General features: G+C 70.4%; 20 protein-coding genes. 5 read left to right on the top strand and 15 right to left on the bottom strand.

The genetic code is table 11. The features are described from left to right. Positions 1–18 precede the first annotated feature (18 nt). Positions 19–972: a LysR substrate-binding domain-containing protein gene (locus ACZ7P3_RS21905; protein ID WP_472084098.1), complete on the bottom strand. Its 954-nt coding sequence runs from the start codon at positions 970–972 to the stop codon at positions 19–21. Positions 973–1107: 135 nt separating this feature from the next. Between ACZ7P3_RS21905 and ACZ7P3_RS21900 the strand changes: the two genes are divergently transcribed. Then, on the top strand, positions 1108–1662 hold the full coding sequence (locus tag ACZ7P3_RS21900) for a peroxiredoxin (RefSeq protein ID WP_472084096.1): 555 nt from the start codon (positions 1108–1110) through the stop codon (positions 1660–1662). A gap of 3 nt (positions 1663–1665) precedes the next feature. Beyond that, a complete protein-coding gene (locus ACZ7P3_RS21895; RefSeq protein WP_472084094.1) occupies positions 1666–2199 on the top strand; it encodes an alkyl hydroperoxide reductase in 534 nt (177 codons plus the stop codon). A 27-nt stretch (positions 2200–2226) separates the two neighbouring features. Here ACZ7P3_RS21895 and ACZ7P3_RS21890 read toward each other — a convergent pair whose 3' ends face one another. From ACZ7P3_RS21890 to ACZ7P3_RS21860, 7 genes are all read right to left on the bottom strand, one after another. After that, complete coding sequence (locus ACZ7P3_RS21890; protein WP_472084092.1) at positions 2227–3546, bottom strand: AI-2E family transporter; 1320 nt, start codon at positions 3544–3546, stop codon at positions 2227–2229. 138 nt (positions 3547–3684) lie between these two features. Next, positions 3685–4383 (bottom strand): aggregation-promoting factor C-terminal-like domain-containing protein, encoded by a 699-nt coding sequence (locus tag ACZ7P3_RS21885; RefSeq protein WP_472084090.1) that lies wholly within the window; start codon positions 4381–4383, stop codon positions 3685–3687. A 394-nt stretch (positions 4384–4777) separates the two neighbouring features. Further along, positions 4778–6103 carry a PhoH family protein gene (locus tag ACZ7P3_RS21880; protein ID WP_472084088.1) on the bottom strand — a complete coding sequence of 442 codons (1326 nt, stop codon included), beginning with the start codon at positions 6101–6103 and terminating at the stop codon, positions 4778–4780. Between the two features lie 373 nt (positions 6104–6476). Next, positions 6477–7250 carry an isoprenyl transferase gene (locus tag ACZ7P3_RS21875; protein ID WP_472084086.1) on the bottom strand — a complete coding sequence of 258 codons (774 nt, stop codon included), beginning with the start codon at positions 7248–7250 and terminating at the stop codon, positions 6477–6479. Between the two features lie 748 nt (positions 7251–7998). Next, positions 7999–8784 carry a methyltransferase domain-containing protein gene (locus ACZ7P3_RS21870; RefSeq protein ID WP_472084085.1) on the bottom strand — a complete coding sequence of 262 codons (786 nt, stop codon included), beginning with the start codon at positions 8782–8784 and terminating at the stop codon, positions 7999–8001. Between the two features lie 276 nt (positions 8785–9060). Next, positions 9061–9543 carry a GNAT family N-acetyltransferase gene (locus ACZ7P3_RS21865; RefSeq protein WP_472084083.1) on the bottom strand — a complete coding sequence of 161 codons (483 nt, stop codon included), beginning with the start codon at positions 9541–9543 and terminating at the stop codon, positions 9061–9063. Positions 9544–9584: 41 nt separating this feature from the next. Continuing rightward, complete coding sequence (locus tag ACZ7P3_RS21860; protein ID WP_472084081.1) at positions 9585–10457, bottom strand: LLM class flavin-dependent oxidoreductase; 873 nt, start codon at positions 10455–10457, stop codon at positions 9585–9587. Positions 10458–10641: 184 nt separating this feature from the next. Here ACZ7P3_RS21860 and ACZ7P3_RS21855 point away from each other — a divergent pair, with 184 nt between their 5' ends. The 3 genes from ACZ7P3_RS21855 (at position 10642) to ACZ7P3_RS21845 (ending at position 11630) form a co-directional block, all read left to right on the top strand. After that, complete coding sequence (locus tag ACZ7P3_RS21855) at positions 10642–11022, top strand: DUF192 domain-containing protein (RefSeq protein WP_472084080.1); 381 nt, start codon at positions 10642–10644, stop codon at positions 11020–11022. A 192-nt stretch (positions 11023–11214) separates the two neighbouring features. Further along, positions 11215–11517: a DUF3224 domain-containing protein gene (locus ACZ7P3_RS21850; RefSeq protein WP_472084078.1), complete on the top strand. Its 303-nt coding sequence runs from the start codon at positions 11215–11217 to the stop codon at positions 11515–11517. Next, complete coding sequence (locus ACZ7P3_RS21845) at positions 11514–11630, top strand: DUF3224 domain-containing protein (protein WP_472084076.1); 117 nt, start codon at positions 11514–11516, stop codon at positions 11628–11630. The genes ACZ7P3_RS21850 and ACZ7P3_RS21845 overlap by 4 nt, the downstream gene beginning before the upstream one ends. 19 nt (positions 11631–11649) lie before the next feature. Here ACZ7P3_RS21845 and ACZ7P3_RS21840 read toward each other — a convergent pair whose 3' ends face one another. The 7 genes from ACZ7P3_RS21840 to ACZ7P3_RS21810 form a co-directional block, all read right to left on the bottom strand. Further along, a complete protein-coding gene (locus ACZ7P3_RS21840) occupies positions 11650–12276 on the bottom strand; it encodes an OmpA family protein (RefSeq protein WP_472084074.1) in 627 nt (208 codons plus the stop codon). 7 nt (positions 12277–12283) lie between these two features. After that, positions 12284–12865: a hypothetical protein gene (locus tag ACZ7P3_RS21835; RefSeq protein ID WP_472084072.1), complete on the bottom strand. Its 582-nt coding sequence runs from the start codon at positions 12863–12865 to the stop codon at positions 12284–12286. Positions 12866–12899: 34 nt separating this feature from the next. Then, positions 12900–13487, bottom strand: a complete 588-nt coding sequence (locus ACZ7P3_RS21830; RefSeq protein ID WP_472084070.1) for a pilus assembly protein TadG-related protein — start codon at positions 13485–13487, stop codon at positions 12900–12902. After that, positions 13487–13672, bottom strand: coding sequence for a Flp family type IVb pilin (locus ACZ7P3_RS21825; RefSeq protein ID WP_472084068.1), 186 nt, complete (start codon positions 13670–13672; stop codon positions 13487–13489). Before ACZ7P3_RS21825 ends, ACZ7P3_RS21830 begins: the two co-directional genes overlap by 1 nt. A 113-nt stretch (positions 13673–13785) precedes the next feature. Continuing rightward, complete coding sequence (locus tag ACZ7P3_RS21820) at positions 13786–14541, bottom strand: response regulator (protein ID WP_472084066.1); 756 nt, start codon at positions 14539–14541, stop codon at positions 13786–13788. A gap of 13 nt (positions 14542–14554) precedes the next feature. Beyond that, positions 14555–15904, bottom strand: a complete 1350-nt coding sequence (locus ACZ7P3_RS21815) for a sensor histidine kinase (protein WP_472084064.1) — start codon at positions 15902–15904, stop codon at positions 14555–14557. Between the two features lie 21 nt (positions 15905–15925). Beyond that, positions 15926–16813 (bottom strand): DUF5936 domain-containing protein, encoded by an 888-nt coding sequence (locus ACZ7P3_RS21810; RefSeq protein WP_472084590.1) that lies wholly within the window; start codon positions 16811–16813, stop codon positions 15926–15928. Positions 16814–16823: the final 10 nt, after the last annotated feature.

Genomic DNA, 16823 nt, shown 5'->3' with positions numbered 1-16823 from the left:
GGGAAGGGGCCCTCGGCGTCATGCGTCCTTGCCCACGACCCGCACCGGCAGCGGCCGCATGGCCTCGCGCAGGGCGGCCGCCAGCTCCGTGTACTCCCCGCCGCGCGCCGCCCCCGTACGCATCGCCAGGGCGATCCGGCGGCTGGGCGCGGGCTCGGCGAACGAGCCGGTCAGGAGCTGGCTGCTGCGGGTCGTCTCCAGCTTCAGCGCGGTGCGCGGGAGCAGGGTGCAGCCGAGGCCGCCCGCGACGAGCTGCACCAGGGTGGACAGCCCGGCGGCCGTGGTCGTGACCGGCGCGTCCTCGCGCCCGGCCTCCCGGCAGATGTCCAGGGCCTGGTCGCGCAGGCAGTGGCCCTCGTCCAGGAGCAGCAGGTTCAGCTCCTTGAGGGCCTCGCGCGGGATGCCCTCGCGGCCGCCGAGCCAGTGGTCCAGCGGGGTGACGAGCACGAAGTCCTCGTCGAAGAGCGGGAGTTCCACGACCCCGGGAACACCGAGCGGGACGGCCAGCAGCAGCAGGTCGAGCCGGCCGGAGTTCAGGCCGTCGATGAGGCTCGACGTCTGCTCCTCGTGCACCTGGAGGTCGAGCTGCGGATAGCGCTCGTGGACGAGCCGCAGCACGGTGGGCAGCAGGTACGGCGCGACGGTCGGGATCACACCGAGCCGCAGCGCCCCGGTGAACGGCGCCCGGACCGCCTCGGCCTCCTCCAGCAGCGCCTGGACCTCGGCCAGCACCGCCTGCGCCCGCACGGCCAGACGCTCACCGGCGGGCGAGAGCAGCACCTTGCGCGTCGTACGCTCCAGGAGGGTCACGCCCAGGGTCTCCTCCAGTGCCGAGACCGCGCCGGACAGGGCGGGCTGGCTCATCCCGATGGCGGCCGCCGCGTCCCGGAAGTGCAGATGCTCGGCGACGGCGGCGAAGGCCCGCAGCTGCGCGAGACTCGGCTGCCTCCGCTTGCCGTTACTGATGGTCACTGATAGCTACCTCCGATCAACACGACCGAGTGTAGCTATTTCCCTAATCAATGCACCCTGTGCCAACATCGACAGCGTCCAACCCATACGGGAAACACCCTCAAAAGGGGTGTTTCTTCGCTGCTAGGAGACTACGTGCTCACTGTTGGTGACAAGTTCCCCGAGTTCGAACTGACCGCCTGCGTCTCGCTGGAGAAGGGCAAGGAGTTCGACACGATCAACCACAAGACCTACGAGGGCAAGTGGAAGATCGTTTTCGCCTGGCCCAAGGACTTCACCTTCGTGTGCCCGACCGAGATCGCCGCGTTCGGCAAGCTGGACGACGAGTTCGCCGACCGCGACGCGCAGATCCTCGGCTTCTCCGGTGACTCCGAGTTCGTCCACCACGCCTGGCGCAAGGACCACGACGACCTGCGCGACCTGCCCTTCCCGATGCTGGCCGACTCCAAGCACGAGCTGATGCGCGACCTCGGCATCGAGGGCGAGGACGGCTTCGCCAAGCGCGCCGTCTTCATCGTCGACCAGAACAACGAGATCCAGTTCTCCATGGTGACCGCCGGCTCCGTCGGCCGTAACCCCAAGGAGGTCCTGCGGGTCCTGGACGCCCTGCAGACCGACGAGCTGTGCCCGTGCAACTGGAGCAAGGGCGACGAGACGCTCGACGCGGTCGCGCTGCTGGCCGGTGAGTGACCCATGTCGCTCGACTCGCTGAAGTCCCGCGTCCCGGACTACGCCAAGGACCTGAAGCTCAACCTGGGTTCGGTCATCGGCAACTCCGACCTGCCCGCGCAGCAGCTGTGGGGCACGGTGCTGGCGACCGCCATCGCCTCCCGTTCCCCGATCGTGCTGCGTGAGCTGGAGCCCGAGGCGAAGGCGAACCTCACGCCGGAGGCGTACACCGCGGCCAAGTCCGCGGCCGCGATCATGGCGATGAACAACGTCTTCTACCGGACCCGGCACCTGCTGTCCGACCACGAGTACGGCACCCTGCGCGCCGGTCTGCGGATGAACGTCATCGGCAACCCGGGCGTGGAGAAGGTCGACTTCGAGCTGTGGTCGTTCGCGGTCTCCGCGATCAACGGCTGCGGGCTGTGCCTGGACTCGCACGAGCAGGTGCTGCGCAAGGCCGGCGTCGACCGTGAGGTGATCCAGGAGGCGTTCAAGATCGCCTCTGTGGTTCAGGCGGTCGGCGTCACGCTGGACACCGAGGCGATCCTCGCCGAGTAGTCCGGCCGCGCTCTTCCCGGACCCCGCTCACCCCTGGTGGGCGGGGTCCTCCGCGTTCTTCTCACCGGACGCCTGCTCGGGCACCGCGGGGGCCTGCCGGTTCTGGAGCTCCAGCGAGTACTGCCGCAGATACCCCACCACCGTGTTGGTCACCGCCACCAGCGGTACGGCGACCACCGCGCCGCCGACGCCCGCCACCATGGCGCCGGCCGCCACCGTGAGGACCACGGCGAGCGGGTGGACGCGGACCGCGCGGCCCAGGATGAAGGGCTGCAGGACGTGGCCCTCTATCTGCTGGACGGCGAGGACCACGACGAGGGTCATGACGGCCGTGAAGACGCCCTGGGTCACCAGCGCAACGATCACGGCCAGCGCGCCGGAGGCGACGGCACCGACCAGGGGGATGAAGGAGAACAGGAAGATGAAGACGGCCAGCGGGACGGCCATCGGCACGTCCAGGAAGTAGATGCCGATGCCGATGAAGATGGCGTCGATCAGCGCGACCAGCACCGTGCCGCGGACGTACGCCGTCAGGGTGCGCCAGGCGCGCGGGCCCGCGCCGGCCACGCCCGGGCGGGCCGCTGCGGGCACCAGCTTCAGGAACCACTGCCAGATGCGCTCGCCGTCGTAGAGCAGGAACAGCGTCGAGAAGAAGACCAGCAGGATGCCGGTCAGGGTCTCGACGATGACCTGGACTCCCTCCAGGCCCGCGGACGTTATCTGGTCGGCGTTGGCTCCGATCGCCTCGCGCAGGTTCTTGGCGATCTGGTTGATCTGCTTGTCGGTGACGTGGAAGGGGCTCTTCAGCAGCCAGTTGCGCAGATCGTCGATGCCGTTCTGGATCTGGCTGGAGAGCGTGTCGATGTTCTCCATGACCTGCCAGGTCACGAACCAGCCCATCAGGCCCATGACGACGAAGCCGAGGATCGCGGTCATCGCGGTGGCCAGGCCGCGCGGCACCCCGTGGCGCCGGAGCCGGGCGACCGTCGGCTGCAGCAGCGCGGTGATCAGCAGGGCGATGACGAAGGCGAAGACCACCAGCTGTACGGCGCTGATGACGCGCATCAGCACCCAGACGGTGCCGGCCAGGACCAGCAGCCGCCAGCCGGCCTCGGCCGCGACCCGCACGCCCCAGGGCACCGCCTCGGCGGGGTCGGGGCGGGGGCCGGCCTTCGGCGCGGTCAGGGGCGCGGGCGGTGGCGGTGGCGCGTCGGCGACGGGGGCCGGGTCGGCGGGCTCGGGCGCGATGTGCTCCTTCTCCACCTCCGCGCGGCGCTCGTCCAGGCGCTCACTCACCTCGGTGAGACCGGCCCCGAGCCGGCCGAGCCACCCTGGCACTCGCGACATGATCTGTCCTCTTCCCCCGCGTCCCCGGGTGCTCGCCACCACTCCCCCTGGAGTCGTTCGGGTACGACCGTACAGGGCGAAAGCCCCTCCCCTGAGGACGGGGAGGGGCTGCGCAAGGTTGAGCGGCGAACGGGCGGCCTAGTACCAGTGGTTGGCCTGCCAGAACGACCAGGCCTGGCACGGGCTGCCGTACCGGCTGTTCATGTAGTTGAGGCCCCACTTGATCTGGGTGGCCGGGTTGGTCTGCCAGTCGGCGCCCACGGAGGACATCTTGGAGCCGGGCAGAGCCTGGAAGAGGCCGTAGGCACCGGAGGAGGCGTTGACCGCCCGGTAGTTCCAGCTCGACTCGTGGTCCACGATGTTGCTGAAGCACTGGAACTGGCCGGCGCCGACCATCTGGCTGGCCATGGCCTGGATCTGCGCGACGCTGTAGCTGCCCTGGACGGGGAAGCTGGAGGAGTCACGGGTGGAGCGGGTGGTCGCCTGCTTCGCCTCTTCGCGAGCGGCCTTGGCCTCCTTGGCCGCCTTCTCCGCGGCAGCCTTCTTCGCCACGGCGGTCTCGGCGGCGGCCTTGCGGGCCGCTTCCTCGGCGTCCTTCTTGGCGCTCGTGTCGGCGGCGATGGCCTGGGCGTCGGCCTGCTGCGTCAGGGACGCGGTCTGCACCTGGGCCTGCTGACCCGCGGGTATGTCCGCGAGGAGCGTGGTGTCGGCTGCCGTCGCCTCGGCGTCGTTGTTGGGCTGCGCGGTGCTGCCCGAGGCAACGCCGACAACGCTTCCGACGGCGGTGACCGCGGTGGCCGAGGCCACTGCGAATCCCCGGACCGAAATCCGGCTCACACGGTTTCCTTCCAGCATCGCCCGCTTCGGTGACCCTGGCGGACGCAATCGTGCCCCTGACACTGGCCTCCCAACTGCGGGGTCACGGGAGGCGCGGGCCCGGTGGGCAACTCCCGCGAGGGGAGCGCCACGTGATGCTCGGGCGGCATACGACGACTCTATGGAGTTGGAGGTGGTGCTTCTGTGGTGCCGTACCGCTGGGGGTACAGGTGTGTCGCATGCGGGGCCTGACAGGAGTGAGACTCTGCCGTAACCCGACGCCGAGTGGCAATTCCGAGTTGAGTGTGAAAGCTCACACCTCGTTTGCCCCTGGGGATTTCAGGAAACCCTCACGCGCGAAGGCGCCGCCCGGCTAGGCTCTTGGCCTTTGCCGGACGGCGCCAACTGGGCTTGCTCAGATATGGCCTTCTTCGAGCATTTCGGTCACAAGGGCCGCGATCTGGGACCTCTCGGACCGGTTCAGCGTGACATGTGCGAAGAGCGGGTGTCCCTTCAGCTTCTCCACGACGGCGACCACACCGTCATAACGGCCTACGCGCAGATTGTCCCGCTGTGCCACGTCGTGGGTCAGAACGACCCGCGAGTTGGCGCCGATCCGGGACAGAACGGTCAGCAGTACATTCCGTTCGAGTGACTGCGCCTCGTCCACGATCACGAACGCGTCGTGCAGGGACCGGCCCCGGATGTGCGTGAGGGGCAGCACCTCCAGCATCCCGCGCGCGGTGACCTCCTCGATGACCTCCCGGCTGGTGACCGCGGACAGCGTGTCGAAGACCGCCTGCGCCCAGGGGCTCATCTTCTCCGCCTCACTGCCCGGCAGATAGCCCAGTTCCTGCCCGCCCACCGCGTACAGCGGCCGGAAGACCATCACCTTCTGGTGCTGGCGGCGCTCCAGGACCGCCTCCAGACCCGCGCACAGCGCGAGCGCCGACTTGCCGGTGCCGGCCCGGCCGCCCATCGAGACGATGCCGACGTCCGGGTCGAGCAGCAGGTCCAGCGCGACGCGCTGCTCGGCGCTGCGGCCCTTGATGCCGAACGCCTCCCGGTCGCCGCGCACCAGACGGACGTTGCCCTCCGCGGTGATGCGGCCGAGCGCCTTGCCGCGCTCGGACTGGATGGTCAGGCCGGTGTGCACGGGGAGGTCGGAGGCCTCCGGGACGTACACGTGCCCTTCCTCGAAGAGGATGTCCACCTGCTCGCCGGAGAGTGTCAGTTCCGACATTCCGGTCCAGCCGGAGTTCTCCGTGATGGCGAGTTCGGCGCGGTACTCCTCGGCCTGCAGGCCGACGGAGGAGGCCTTGATCCTGAGCGGTAGGTCCTTCGAGACGACGGTGACGTCGAACCCCTCGGCCTGCAGATTGCGGGCCACCGCGAGGATGCGGGAGTCGTTGTCCCCCAGGCGGTAGCCGGTGGGCAGCACGCTGGGGTCCGAGTGGTTGAGCTCGACACGGACGGTCCCGCCCAGCTCCCCGATCGGAATGGGGGCGTCGAGGCGGCCATGCTTCACCCGGTAGTCGTCCAGCAGGCGCAGGGCCTGGCGGGCGAAGTACCCGAGTTCGGGATGGTGCCGTTTGGCCTCCAGTTCCGTGACCACGACGATGGGGAGCACGACCTCGTGCTCGTCGAAGCGGGTCAGGGCGTTCGGGTCGGCCAGCAGGACGCTGGTGTCGAGAACATAGGTGCGCCGGTCTGGCTTGTGGCGCTTTGTGCTGGTCACCACGGAAGGACGTACCCCCTCGGATGAGGTCGGGGAGCGACGAAGTGGAAGCCGGGCCGGGAGGGTGGGAGCAGTGCGACCGGTCCCGGGCCACCGCATACGGCGGGCCGGACACCGGACCTCCGCGGCTGCTTCCGTGCAGTGACAGCACGGTCGGGCTGGTGCAAAGGGCCTCCCGGGCGGACGGCCCCGTGCCGCCCGCTGAGATGCGACGCCCGGGGTTCGGGCATCGACCTGTTTGGCTTATGCCCTCGAACATGCGCCGCCATGCAGAAGCAGCCAACAGCGCGCCGGTGAACACCTTGTTACATCCGCCCCAACAGGGGTATACGGAGCACCTCGCCACGGTGGTGACGGGCGGGGCGCCCGGGGCGGCTCAGCCGCCGTAACGACGGTGGCGCGCGGCGTAGTCGCGCAGCGCACGCAGGAAGTCGACCTTGCGGAAGGCCGGCCAGAAGACCTCGCAGAAGTAGTACTCGGAGTGGGCCGTCTGCCACAGCATGAATCCGGACAACCGCTGTTCGCCGCTGGTGCGGATCACCAGGTCCGGGTCGGGCTGGGCGCCGGTGTAGAGGTGACGGCCGATCATGTCGACGTCGACGGACTCGGCGAGCCGCTCCATCGACACGCCCTTGTCCTGGGCGTCGAGCAGCATGGAGCGCACGGCGTCGGCGATCTCCTGGCGGCCGCCGTAGCCGATGGCCACGTTGACCACTATTCCGTCGACGTGGGCGGTGCTCTCCGCGGCCTCCTTGAGGGTGCGCTGCATCCCGGGCGGCAGCAGGTCCACGGTGCCGACGTGGTGCACCCGCCAGCGGCCGTCGGCGGCGAGGGTGCGCACGACGTCCTCGATGATGCCGAGGAGCGGGCCCAGCTCCTCCTGCGGGCGGTCGAAGTTGTCCGTGGACAGCAGCCAGAGGGTGACGACCTCGACGTCCGTCTCACTGCACCAGCCGAGGAACTCCTCGATCTTCTCGGCGCCGACCCGGTGGCCGTGCACCGTGGTGGAGCCGGCGGCCTTCGCCCAGCGGCGGTTGCCGTCCATGATGACGCCGATGTGCTTGGGCACCTGAGCGTGGTCCAGGTGGCCTTCCACCCGGCGCGCGTAGAGCCTGACGAGCAGGCTGCGCAGCTTGTCGCGCAGGTTCACAGAGCCCTCCGGGATTGAGCGCGGGTACGGTCACCGCGGGCCCGAGCCTACCCCGGCCGCCGGTTCGGCCGGGGCTCGGGGTTTTGGGGGTTCGGACGGCCGCGGCCCGACTCGGTGCGGGTACATGGGGGTCGGTCGGGCCCGGGCGGCGGAGCCGCACACCGATACGGCACCGCTCCCCTTCAGCCGGGGGCGCCTCGCCCCTGCCGCGAAGTTCCCGGAAGTTCCCGATGAAAAAAACGGGCCGGTCCGTGGGGGGGAGACGGACCGGCCCGAGGGGGGGTTTCCACCATAACCCTTCGTGAGGGATGGTGCGTGCATCGGCGTGCCACAACTACTCTCCGGAATCACCCGGCGACGCCCCGGTGGGCGCGGAATGCTGGATTCGGGGGCGCTCCATGGCCGATTCACAGCGGATTCTCAGGGAATCGGACCGTATTCGGAGAGATCGAGAGGGCTTGGGCCGTCCGGGGAGCGCTCGGCGCGTCGCCCGGGGGTCCCTCCGACGGGCTACCCGGCCGGCGAACGGTGACTTGACGGTTCCGGTACGGCCCCGCACGGCATCGCGGCACCGCGCAGCCCCCTCCACCGCGCGGTGCCACCCGCACAGCTTTGCTGGCGCGAATTACCTTGGTCTGAACTTACGTGACGCATGGGGCGGATGTGAACCGGAGCCGATAACGATGTGGAAACCCTGTGCACATGCCGGGTGCGGCCGGTGCCGATCCGCGAGCGTCCACCGGGCCGGTCAGGGGGTCGGCTTCCGGACGTCGAAGAGATGCCGGGCGCTGTGCGCGACGAACGGCCCCTCCTTCTCGATCCGCTCGTGCAGGGCGCGCAGTTGGGTCTCGTACGCCTCGACGGTGAAGCCGGGGACCATCCAGACCACCTTGCGCAGGAAGTGGACGACGGCGGCGATGTCGTGGAACTCCATCCGCAGCCGCTCCGCGCGCAGGTCCCGGACCTCCAGGCCCGCCGCCCGTGCCGCGGCCCGCTCCCCCTCGGGATCGCGGCCGGCGCGCACGGCGTCCGGCTGGGGCCCGAGGAAGTACTCGACCAGCTCGAACACACTGGCGGGCCCGACGTGCTGGGCGAAGTAGGTGCCGCCGGGCCGCAGCACCCGCGCGATCTCCTCCCAGCGGGGACGCACCGGATGCCGGCTGAGAACCAGGTCGAAGGCCCCGCCGGCGAACGGCAGCGGCGCGTCGTCCGGTGCGGCGACGACCACCACTCCGCGCGGCCGCAGCAGGGCGGTGGCCCTGGCCACGTTCGGCGGCCACCCCTCCGTGGCCGCGATCAGCCGCGGGCGGGCCGGTGCGGCACGGCCGAGGGCGAAGTCGAGCACCTCCCCTCCCCCGGTCTGGATGTCCAGGGCGGCCTCGGCCCGGGCCAGCCGCTCCCCCGCCGACCGGGCGTACCCCCAGGAGGGCCGGGCCTCGGTGGCCCGTCCCTCGAACCAGGAGAAGTCCCATCCCTCGGTGGGCACGGCGGCACCCTCGGCCACCAGGTCTGCGAAAGAGCGGTTCTCTGCCATGAACGCCATGGTGGCAGGGCCTCGTCGGCGGGTCCTGCCAGTTTCCGGGCCGCCCCTGGACATGCCGGGCCGCCCTGGCCCCGTCGGCCGGCACCGGCTGGGAGACGGGCGCGGACGCCCCCTGGGCACCGGGCACATCCGGCGGACCGGGCACATCCGCCGGCCCGGCGCCCGGCGGACGCCGGGCCTCACGGGCGGCGGAACCGTCCGGCACCCGGCCTCACGGGCGGCGGAACCGTCCGGCACCCGCTCCGGCCCGGGACCCGGCGACAGGGCTCACCGGCCGGGCGCGTCGGGGTGGGTCAGGACGAGCAGGATGTGCTCGTCCTCGCCGTGCCGGAGCGTGCCGGAGCGTGCGAAGCCGTGTCTCTCCAGCAGACGGACGGAGGCCGTGTTCCCGGAGAACGGGTCGGCGTACAGGGGCCGCACCCGCTCCAGCTCCAGGAAGAGGCCGAGGGCCCGGGTGCCGACGCCACGCGCCCAGTACGGCCGCCCGAGCCAGTAGCCGACGAACCGCCGCCCGTCCTGCGTCCAGGAGAGGACGCTCCCGGCCACCTCGCCGTCGACCGCGACCGCCCGCACGAGGCTGTCGGGATCGCCGAGCACCCGCTCCCGCCAGTGCCGCAGGAAGGCCTCCCGTGGTCGGGGCGTGAACCTCGACCGCCGGACGGCTTCCGGGTCGTGCTCATAGGCGAGGAGGTGTTCGAGGTCCTCCTCGCGGACCGGCCGCAGACTCACATCGCTGTACTCGTCCGTCATGCTCGCGAGTGTGGCAGCGCCCACTGACAACGCCCCTGCCGCTACGGCACCAGGGGCCGGACCTCCTGCGCGACGAACCGTACGAAGCCCTCCGGGTCGGGCTCGTCCCCGGTCGGCTGCAGGACGACGGTGTCGGCGCCCGCCTCGGCCAGCCTCCGCACCGCCCCGGCCACGGCACCGGCGTCGCCCGCGACACCGACCTCCGGAGCCGACTCCAGCCCCTCGGCGGCGAGTTCGGCGCGCACCCGGTCCGTGGCACCGGCCCCGGTGGCGGTCAGGAGATAGACGACGACCTTGTGCGGTTCGGTGCGCCCCGCCTCCCGGCGCCCCTCGTCGATGAGGAGCCGGGCCTGCCGTACGCCGTCCGGCGAGGTGGAGGCGGTGAGCAGGGTGCCGTCGGCCCTGGCGCCGGCGAGGCGCAGCGTACGGGACCCGGTGGCGCCGGCGAACACCTCGACCGGCCGCGGCGGGGGCCGGTCGAGGCCGACGTCGTCCAGCCGGACGTAGCGGCCGCGCACGCTCAGCCGCTCCCCGCGCAACAGCGCGCGCAGGGCGTCGAGCTGCTCGCCCAGCAGGGTGAGCGGCGAGGCCGCCCGGGCACCGACCTGTCCCATCCAGTCCTGCACCCCGTGCCCCACGGTCAGGACGGCCCGTCCGGGGAACATGCGCTCCAGCGAGGCCGCCTCCATGGCGGTGGCGGCGACGTTCCGCAGCGCCACGGGCAACAGCCCGATACCGACCCGCATCCGCTCGGTCCAGGCCAGAGCGGCCGCGGCCGTGGACACACCGCCCGCCAGGAAACAGTCCTCCCACAGCCACAGCTCCTCCAGCCCCACCTGGTCCGCGAGACAGGCCACGTCACGCAGACGCTCGGGCGGGACCTGGGGCCGGAATACCGCGCCTAGTCCAGTCATGGGGCCTTCCTAGTAGCCCGCGCCTGGACGGGACAACTCCTTTGGGCTTTTCGGGACTCGCCTGAACTCCTTCGGACCCGCCTGGGCTCGTTCGGCCCCGCCGGGGGTCCTTCGAAGAGAACTGCTTGTTCACAGGCGTTCCCCGCAGCCTCATGGGTACGGTCACTGCGGAGGTGGCCTCGGGATGGCGCGTTGGCGTGACGGGCGGGGAAGCCTGCTGATCGACGGGAACGGCGGCGGGACCCCGGCGGCCGTTCCGCTGGAGATCGCGGCGTCCTATCGCGCGCGGACCAAGGGCCTGCTGGGCCGTGACTCGGTCGACGGGGCGATGCTGCTCTCACCCGCGAGCGGGGTGCACACCTTCCGGATGCGGATGGCGATCGACGTCGCTTACCTCGACCGGCGGATGCGCGTCATCGCCGTACGCACCATGCGACCGGGCCGGCTCGGCAGACCGAGGCTGCGGGCGCGGCACGTGCTGGAGGCGGAGGCCGGGGCGATGGCGGGGTGGGGGCTGGCGGCGGGGGCGGTGATCCGCATCGAACCGGCCGCCGGGGCGCGGTAGCGGTCGCCACGGCGCGATGGCGGTCGCCGGACGCGGTAGCCGTAGCCGGACGCGGTAGCCGTAGCTGTCGCCAGGGCGCGGCAACCGGCCGGTCGGAACGCGGTGGCCGGGGCGCGACAACCGGCCGTTCGGGACGCCGTGGCCGGCCGTCGGTTCGGGGGCGTTGTCAGTGGGGCGGCCTGGCATCCGGGCATGAGAGCCTCGGGAACGTTCACGGTTGAGGAGTTCACCCCGGCGCCCGTGCAGGTGCCGGAGCCGGCGGTCGAGACGGCGGTGCCCGTCGGGGTGGCCACGATGCGCAAGCGGTACGAGGGGGAGGTCCGCGGGGTGTCGGCCACGCTGTTCACGGCGGCGTACGACCAGTCCACCGCGACCGGTACCTATGTGGCCATGGAGTCCTTCGAGGGGACCCTCCACGACCTGAGCGGTTCCTTCAACTTCGCCCACTCCGCCACGACACGGGGGGGGAAGGCCGCGAAGCGGACTTCTTCGTGATCGTGCCGGGGAGCGGGACGGGGGCGCTGGCCGGGATCCGAGGGGCCGGCGGCCTGGTGATCGACGCGGACGGCACCCATCGGATCCGGTTCGAGTACGCGGTGGGCGAGTAGGCGGCCGCCTGCTGCCCGCTCACTGCTGCTCGGTGCGCGGGAAGGAGACCTCCACGCGGCGGTTCTTCTTCCGGCCCTCCTCGGTGGAGTTGTCGGCGATCGGGTACTGCTCGCCGTAGCCGCGCACGTCGAAGGTGATGTTCGGGTCGTTCAGGTCCTGGTCCAGCACCGCCTGGACGGCGTTGGCGCGCTGCCTGGACAGGATGTCGCCGTGGGCGGAGGAGCCGAGGTTGTCGGTGAAGCCGAAGACGCGGACCTGGGTCGCGTTCTGCTTCTTGACCTCCTCGGCGATCGTCTCGATTCGGGCCTTGGCCTCGTCGCCCAGCTTGGCGCTGTCCTTGCTGAAGAGGACCTCGGCCTGCAGTGCGAAGGTGACGTCGGCGTTGGTGTCCTCCCGGCGTTCGTCGCCGCTCTGGTCTTCGACGACCGACTTGATGTCCAGCACCTTGGGCTGCGCGAGCGTGGCGCCCTCGGGCAGTTTGAGGTCCGGGTCGGTGGGGTCGATCTTCACCGGCGCGGTGGCGGAGGGTTCCGTGCCCGGGGGTTGGCTGGGGCCGGTGTCGTCGGCGTGGGCCAGGGTGAGATTGGCGGCAGCGAGGAGGGCTGCGGCGCCGAGGGTGAGGGTGAGGCGGGGGGTGGTGGTCACTTTGGCCTCACCCGGAGATTTTGATGGTGGCGCTGGAGAACGTGGGCAGTTGGAGGGTTACTTCTGGAGTGTTGGCGGGTGGGGAGGGGAACTGCATGAAGACCGGAAGCGACTGGCCCGCTTGAATTGTGACGATGCCGGTGGTGGTGAGGGGGCGTCCCTCGGTATCACGCAGCACGTAGTAGCGCTTCTTGCCCTTTGGATCGACGAGCGTGGCTCCGCCGAAGGAAGACCCATGCTTAACGATCTCGGTCTCGTCACCACTCGTCTGGGCCGGCACAACAACTGATTTGGCGGCATCGTTCTTCAGATTGCCGCTTACAGTGACAAACCCCCCAGAATCCCTTTGCGCAGAGGTAACCTGAAGCAGCAGCCCTCCTGTTCCCTTGAGCTCGGCCATGGGCTGCTCCGACTGCCCCTCTTGAGTACTCGGATTGGACCCATTTTCCTTGGAAGCGGATGCGGATTTCTCCGGCTTCTTGTCATCGCCACCACCGCTACCGCAGCCCGCCAAACCGACGGCCAGACCGGTCGCGATGGTCAATGCGACCACCCCCCTGCTGGCCCTCGCAGTGAACCGAACACTCATCGCTCTGCTTCCTTCATCCCTCGTCGTTCGCATATCAGTCGGCCAGATGGACATCGAAGAGGTCTTCGGGACCCGGAAGATCGGCGAGATCAGCGGGGTCCGGGCTCCAGTCCTTGTCCCTGCAGGTGAGTCGCGGCAGTGGGCCGCCCCCTGCATCCACACCCGGTAGGTGGAAAGCGCAGAGGGGTTGGATCACGGCAGTCGCCGACTGCGTCGACTTGATGTTCTCCGTACCAGGTACGACTGAGTCGCCGACGGACTTGTTGGTCTGCACTTCCACCGAGTACTTCAGTAGCTCAGGGACACAGGAGTTCAATCGGGCGTCGTTCTGAGCAGCCAACTGCTCCGCGCGCCAACAGGCGTTGCTGGCACCCTTGCCATCGAAGATGTCCTGCCACTTGGCGGGGTCGAGCAAGCTCTCCAACCACTTGCCTGCAAGTTCGTCACGCGCCTTCTGCGCGGCTGCGAGCGCCGCAGCGTCAGCCGCCGTCTGGGCGCCGCTCCGATTGACTGCAGCCTGACCGACAGCGAGGTAGGCGAACGCAAGAAAGAGCAGACCCGCCACCACCGTGATGTAGATGGGGAAGGCCTGCCCTGCATCGTTACACCTGTGCCACCGCATCAGGTGATTTCGTTGATCTTCTCCTGGATCTTGTTGAGGATCGTCTGACCGATGTTGGTACCCGTGATCGCCAGCACAATCGCCACTACCACCGCGATGATCCCCAGGTACTCGACGGCAGTCTGCCCCTTGTCGTTGGTGCGTCGCTGCATCGCAACCAAGAACTTCAGCATCAGGTCGCTCATAGTGCTCCCCTCCAGATGCGCTTCCGAAGTCGGAAACGTATGCCGGGACAGCCTGCCCCCCAGAGGGCCCCAGGACCCATTCCCGGGCCCATCCCCTGACCCGTGCGGGCATCTCAGGCCACCCCCAGCCACTTCGCCGCCGCCTGTGACCGGTTTGTGCTGTGGAGCTTGGCGAAGATGCGGTTGATGTGGTTCTTGACGGTCTTCTCGCTGATGAAGCAGGTGGCGGCGATCTGCTGGTTGGTCATGCCGGACGCGATGAGGTCCATGATCTCCGCCTCCCTGCTGCTCAGTTGGAACCGCGACCGAAATGACTGTCCCACACCAGATTGCAGTTGCGAAAGGTTTTGGGGCTGAATTTTGCCCAGGGGAGCGACCAGTTCCGGTCCGGCGTGTGCAGATGCACTCGCGCCAAGCCCGGTCAGCAACGCCTTCGCCGCCCCCGGAGTCACATGCGGCCGCCCCTCCCTCACATCCCGTACCGCCCTCACCAACTGCTCCGTGGTGAACTCCCCGTGCACCAGATAGCCCCCCGCCCCCAGCCGCAGCGCCTCCCGCACCGTCTCCGTCTCATGGCTGTAGGTGAGCATCATGACGGGGGCCAGCCGGACCAGGTGGGGTAACGCCGAGATTCCGTCGACGCCGGGCATCCTGACGTCGAGGAGGATGACGTCGGGCCGGTGCCGCAGCGCCGCCTCGTACGCCTCGCGGCCGTCCGCCGCCTCCGCCACCACCGTGGTGTCCTCGCGGTCGGAGAGAAGGGCGGTGAGGCCCGCCCGGATCACGGGATTGTCGTCGGCCACCACGAGGCGCAGGGGTGCCGTGGCGGTGGGCGGGGGAAAGCCCCGGCCGGGGTTCAGGTGCTGCATCGGGTGCCTCCTCTCAGGCTTCCTGGGACGGTGGGTCGGTTGTCAGGGCGCTCAGCGGCAGATCCACGACCACCCGCGTGCCTCTTTCGTTCTCGTCCGGCCCCGCCCTGAGGCGGGCCCCCGCCTGGGCCGCCCGTTCGACCATGCCCAGCAGGCCGAAGTGGCCGGAGTGCCGCAGGTGTTCGAGGGTCGTGCCCGGGGGCAGGCCCCGGCCGTCGTCGCGGATCGTCAGGCGGAGCACGTCACCGTCCACTCCCGCGGTCAGCTCCACCCGGGTCGCGGCCGCATGGCGGTGGGCGTTCTCCAGCGCCTCCGTGGCGATGGCCAGCAGGTCGCGGGCGAGGGGTGCGGGAACGGGCGGAAGGGGTGCGGGGCCCGTCCGCCGGCATACCGCCCGCAGTCCCGTGCGGGTCGTGAAGTCGGCCGCGCGTGCCGTCAGTTCCGTCCAGATGTCCGTCGGCTTCGCCGATGCGGTCGTCTCGTCCCGGCGCAGGTCCTCCAGCAGTTCCCGGGACTCCGCCGCCGCCCTGCGGGCCGAGCGGGACACCAGGTCCGCCTGGCGCCGGATGCGGTCCGGGTCGGGCGCGCCGGCCGCTGCCGTCGCGGCCAGACCGTCGGCCGCCAGGGCCACGCCGTAGAGGGTCTTGGCCACCGAGTCGTGCATCTCGCGTGCGAGGCGGGCCCGTTCGGCGTGCACCGCCTCCGTCGCCGCCAGGCGGGCCTGGACCGCCGTGAGGGCCTGGGTGGCCGCGCCGAAGCGGAGCATCAGGTTGCGCAGGGTGGAGCCCATCGCCCCGGCGATGACGCACAGGCCGGGCAGGAGGAGCGACTCGGCCACGCCCGCCTGGCCGTCCGGCTTCAGGGTGGCGTGGACGAGGAGCAGGATCAGGGACTGGAGGGACGCGAAGCAGGCGGCGCCCCGCCAGCTGTAGACCAGGCCGGCCAGCAGCGGTGTGCAGACGCTGACGTAGGCGAGGGTGGTGTCCGGGCCCGCCGAGATCAGCAGGAAGGAGCCGAAGAGGGTGTCGGCGGCGAGGAGGCTGGGGTGGCGCAGGAGGAGGGGTCCGAAGCGTTCCCAGTCGCGGAAGAGGACGTAGGACACCATGAAGGTGACGACCACGGCCGCGCCGACCAGGCGGACGCCCAGGCCGGGGGCCGCGTTGAGGAGCGCCGCGGGGGCCGCCAGGACGATCATCGCCAGCCGGAAGCCGAAGACCTGCCGGCACATCGCCTGCAGGGCCCGGACCTGCAGCTTCTCCGGTGCGGATCCCTCGGGGTGCGTCCCGCCTGCGGCCGGCTCCGCGTCGCCGCCCGCACGGCCCCCACGACCCGCACGGCCGCTGCCCTCCCTCGTCATCACCATGGCCATCTCCCCGCCCCCCGTCTACTTCCCCGTGAGCGAGCCGAAGTCCACGCCGGAGCCCAGCAGCAGGCCCGCGCCGAGCAGGAGCATGGTCGCCGGGACCATGAACGTGGTGATCATCAGCGTGGCCTTGGGCACCGCGCGGGCGGCCTTGCGGCGGGCGTTCTGGGCGTCCGTGCGGCGCATGTCCTTGGCGAGGGCGACCAGCGTGTCCACGATGGGGGCGCCCAGCTCCTCCCCCTGTTGCAGCGCGGTCACGAACATCGCCACCTGCTCCGAGTCGTTGCGGCGGCGCAGTTCCGCGAAGGCCTGGCGGCGGCTCATGCCGAGGTCCATCTGGCGCAGGGTGATGCGGAGTTCGTCCGCCCAGGGGCCCTCGTAGCGGGAGGCCACCCGGTCCAGGGCCTGGCGGAAGCCCAGTCCCGCGCTCACCACCACCGCCAGCACGTCCAGGAAGTCGGGCAGCGTACGCTCGATCACGTCCTTGCGGACCCGGATCGCCGACCAGATGCCGACCTCCGTCCAGAACGCCCCGAACAGGAGGAGGATCAGGGCCACGAACCACTGGCCGCGGAGCAGGAAGACCAGGAAGCCGACGCTGCCGAGGGCGCCGTAGACCGCGCGGCGGGCCGCGTAGCGGTCGATGGTCAGGCCGCCGGGGTTGCCCGCGAGGTCGATCCTGCGGCGGTACCTGGCCACCATGCGGGGGCCCATCAGGCGCAGCACCGCGGGGGCGTAGCGCATGCCCATGCGGTCGATCACCGAGCCGACCGCGCCGGTGCGGGTGGCGCCGACCTCGAGGGCGACCGCGAGGTCGCCGGGGAGTTTCGCGTCCGCGCGGTACATGCGGACGCCGGCGAAGGCGCCCCAGACGCCGAGGCCCATCAGCAGTGCGAGCAGGATTGCCACCATCGGACCG

The sequence above is a fragment of the Streptomyces sp. NPDC107581 genome (genome assembly GCF_055657175.1).
Note: the sequence above shows the minus strand (reverse complement) of the source record. Positions and strands in the feature narration are given on the sequence as shown.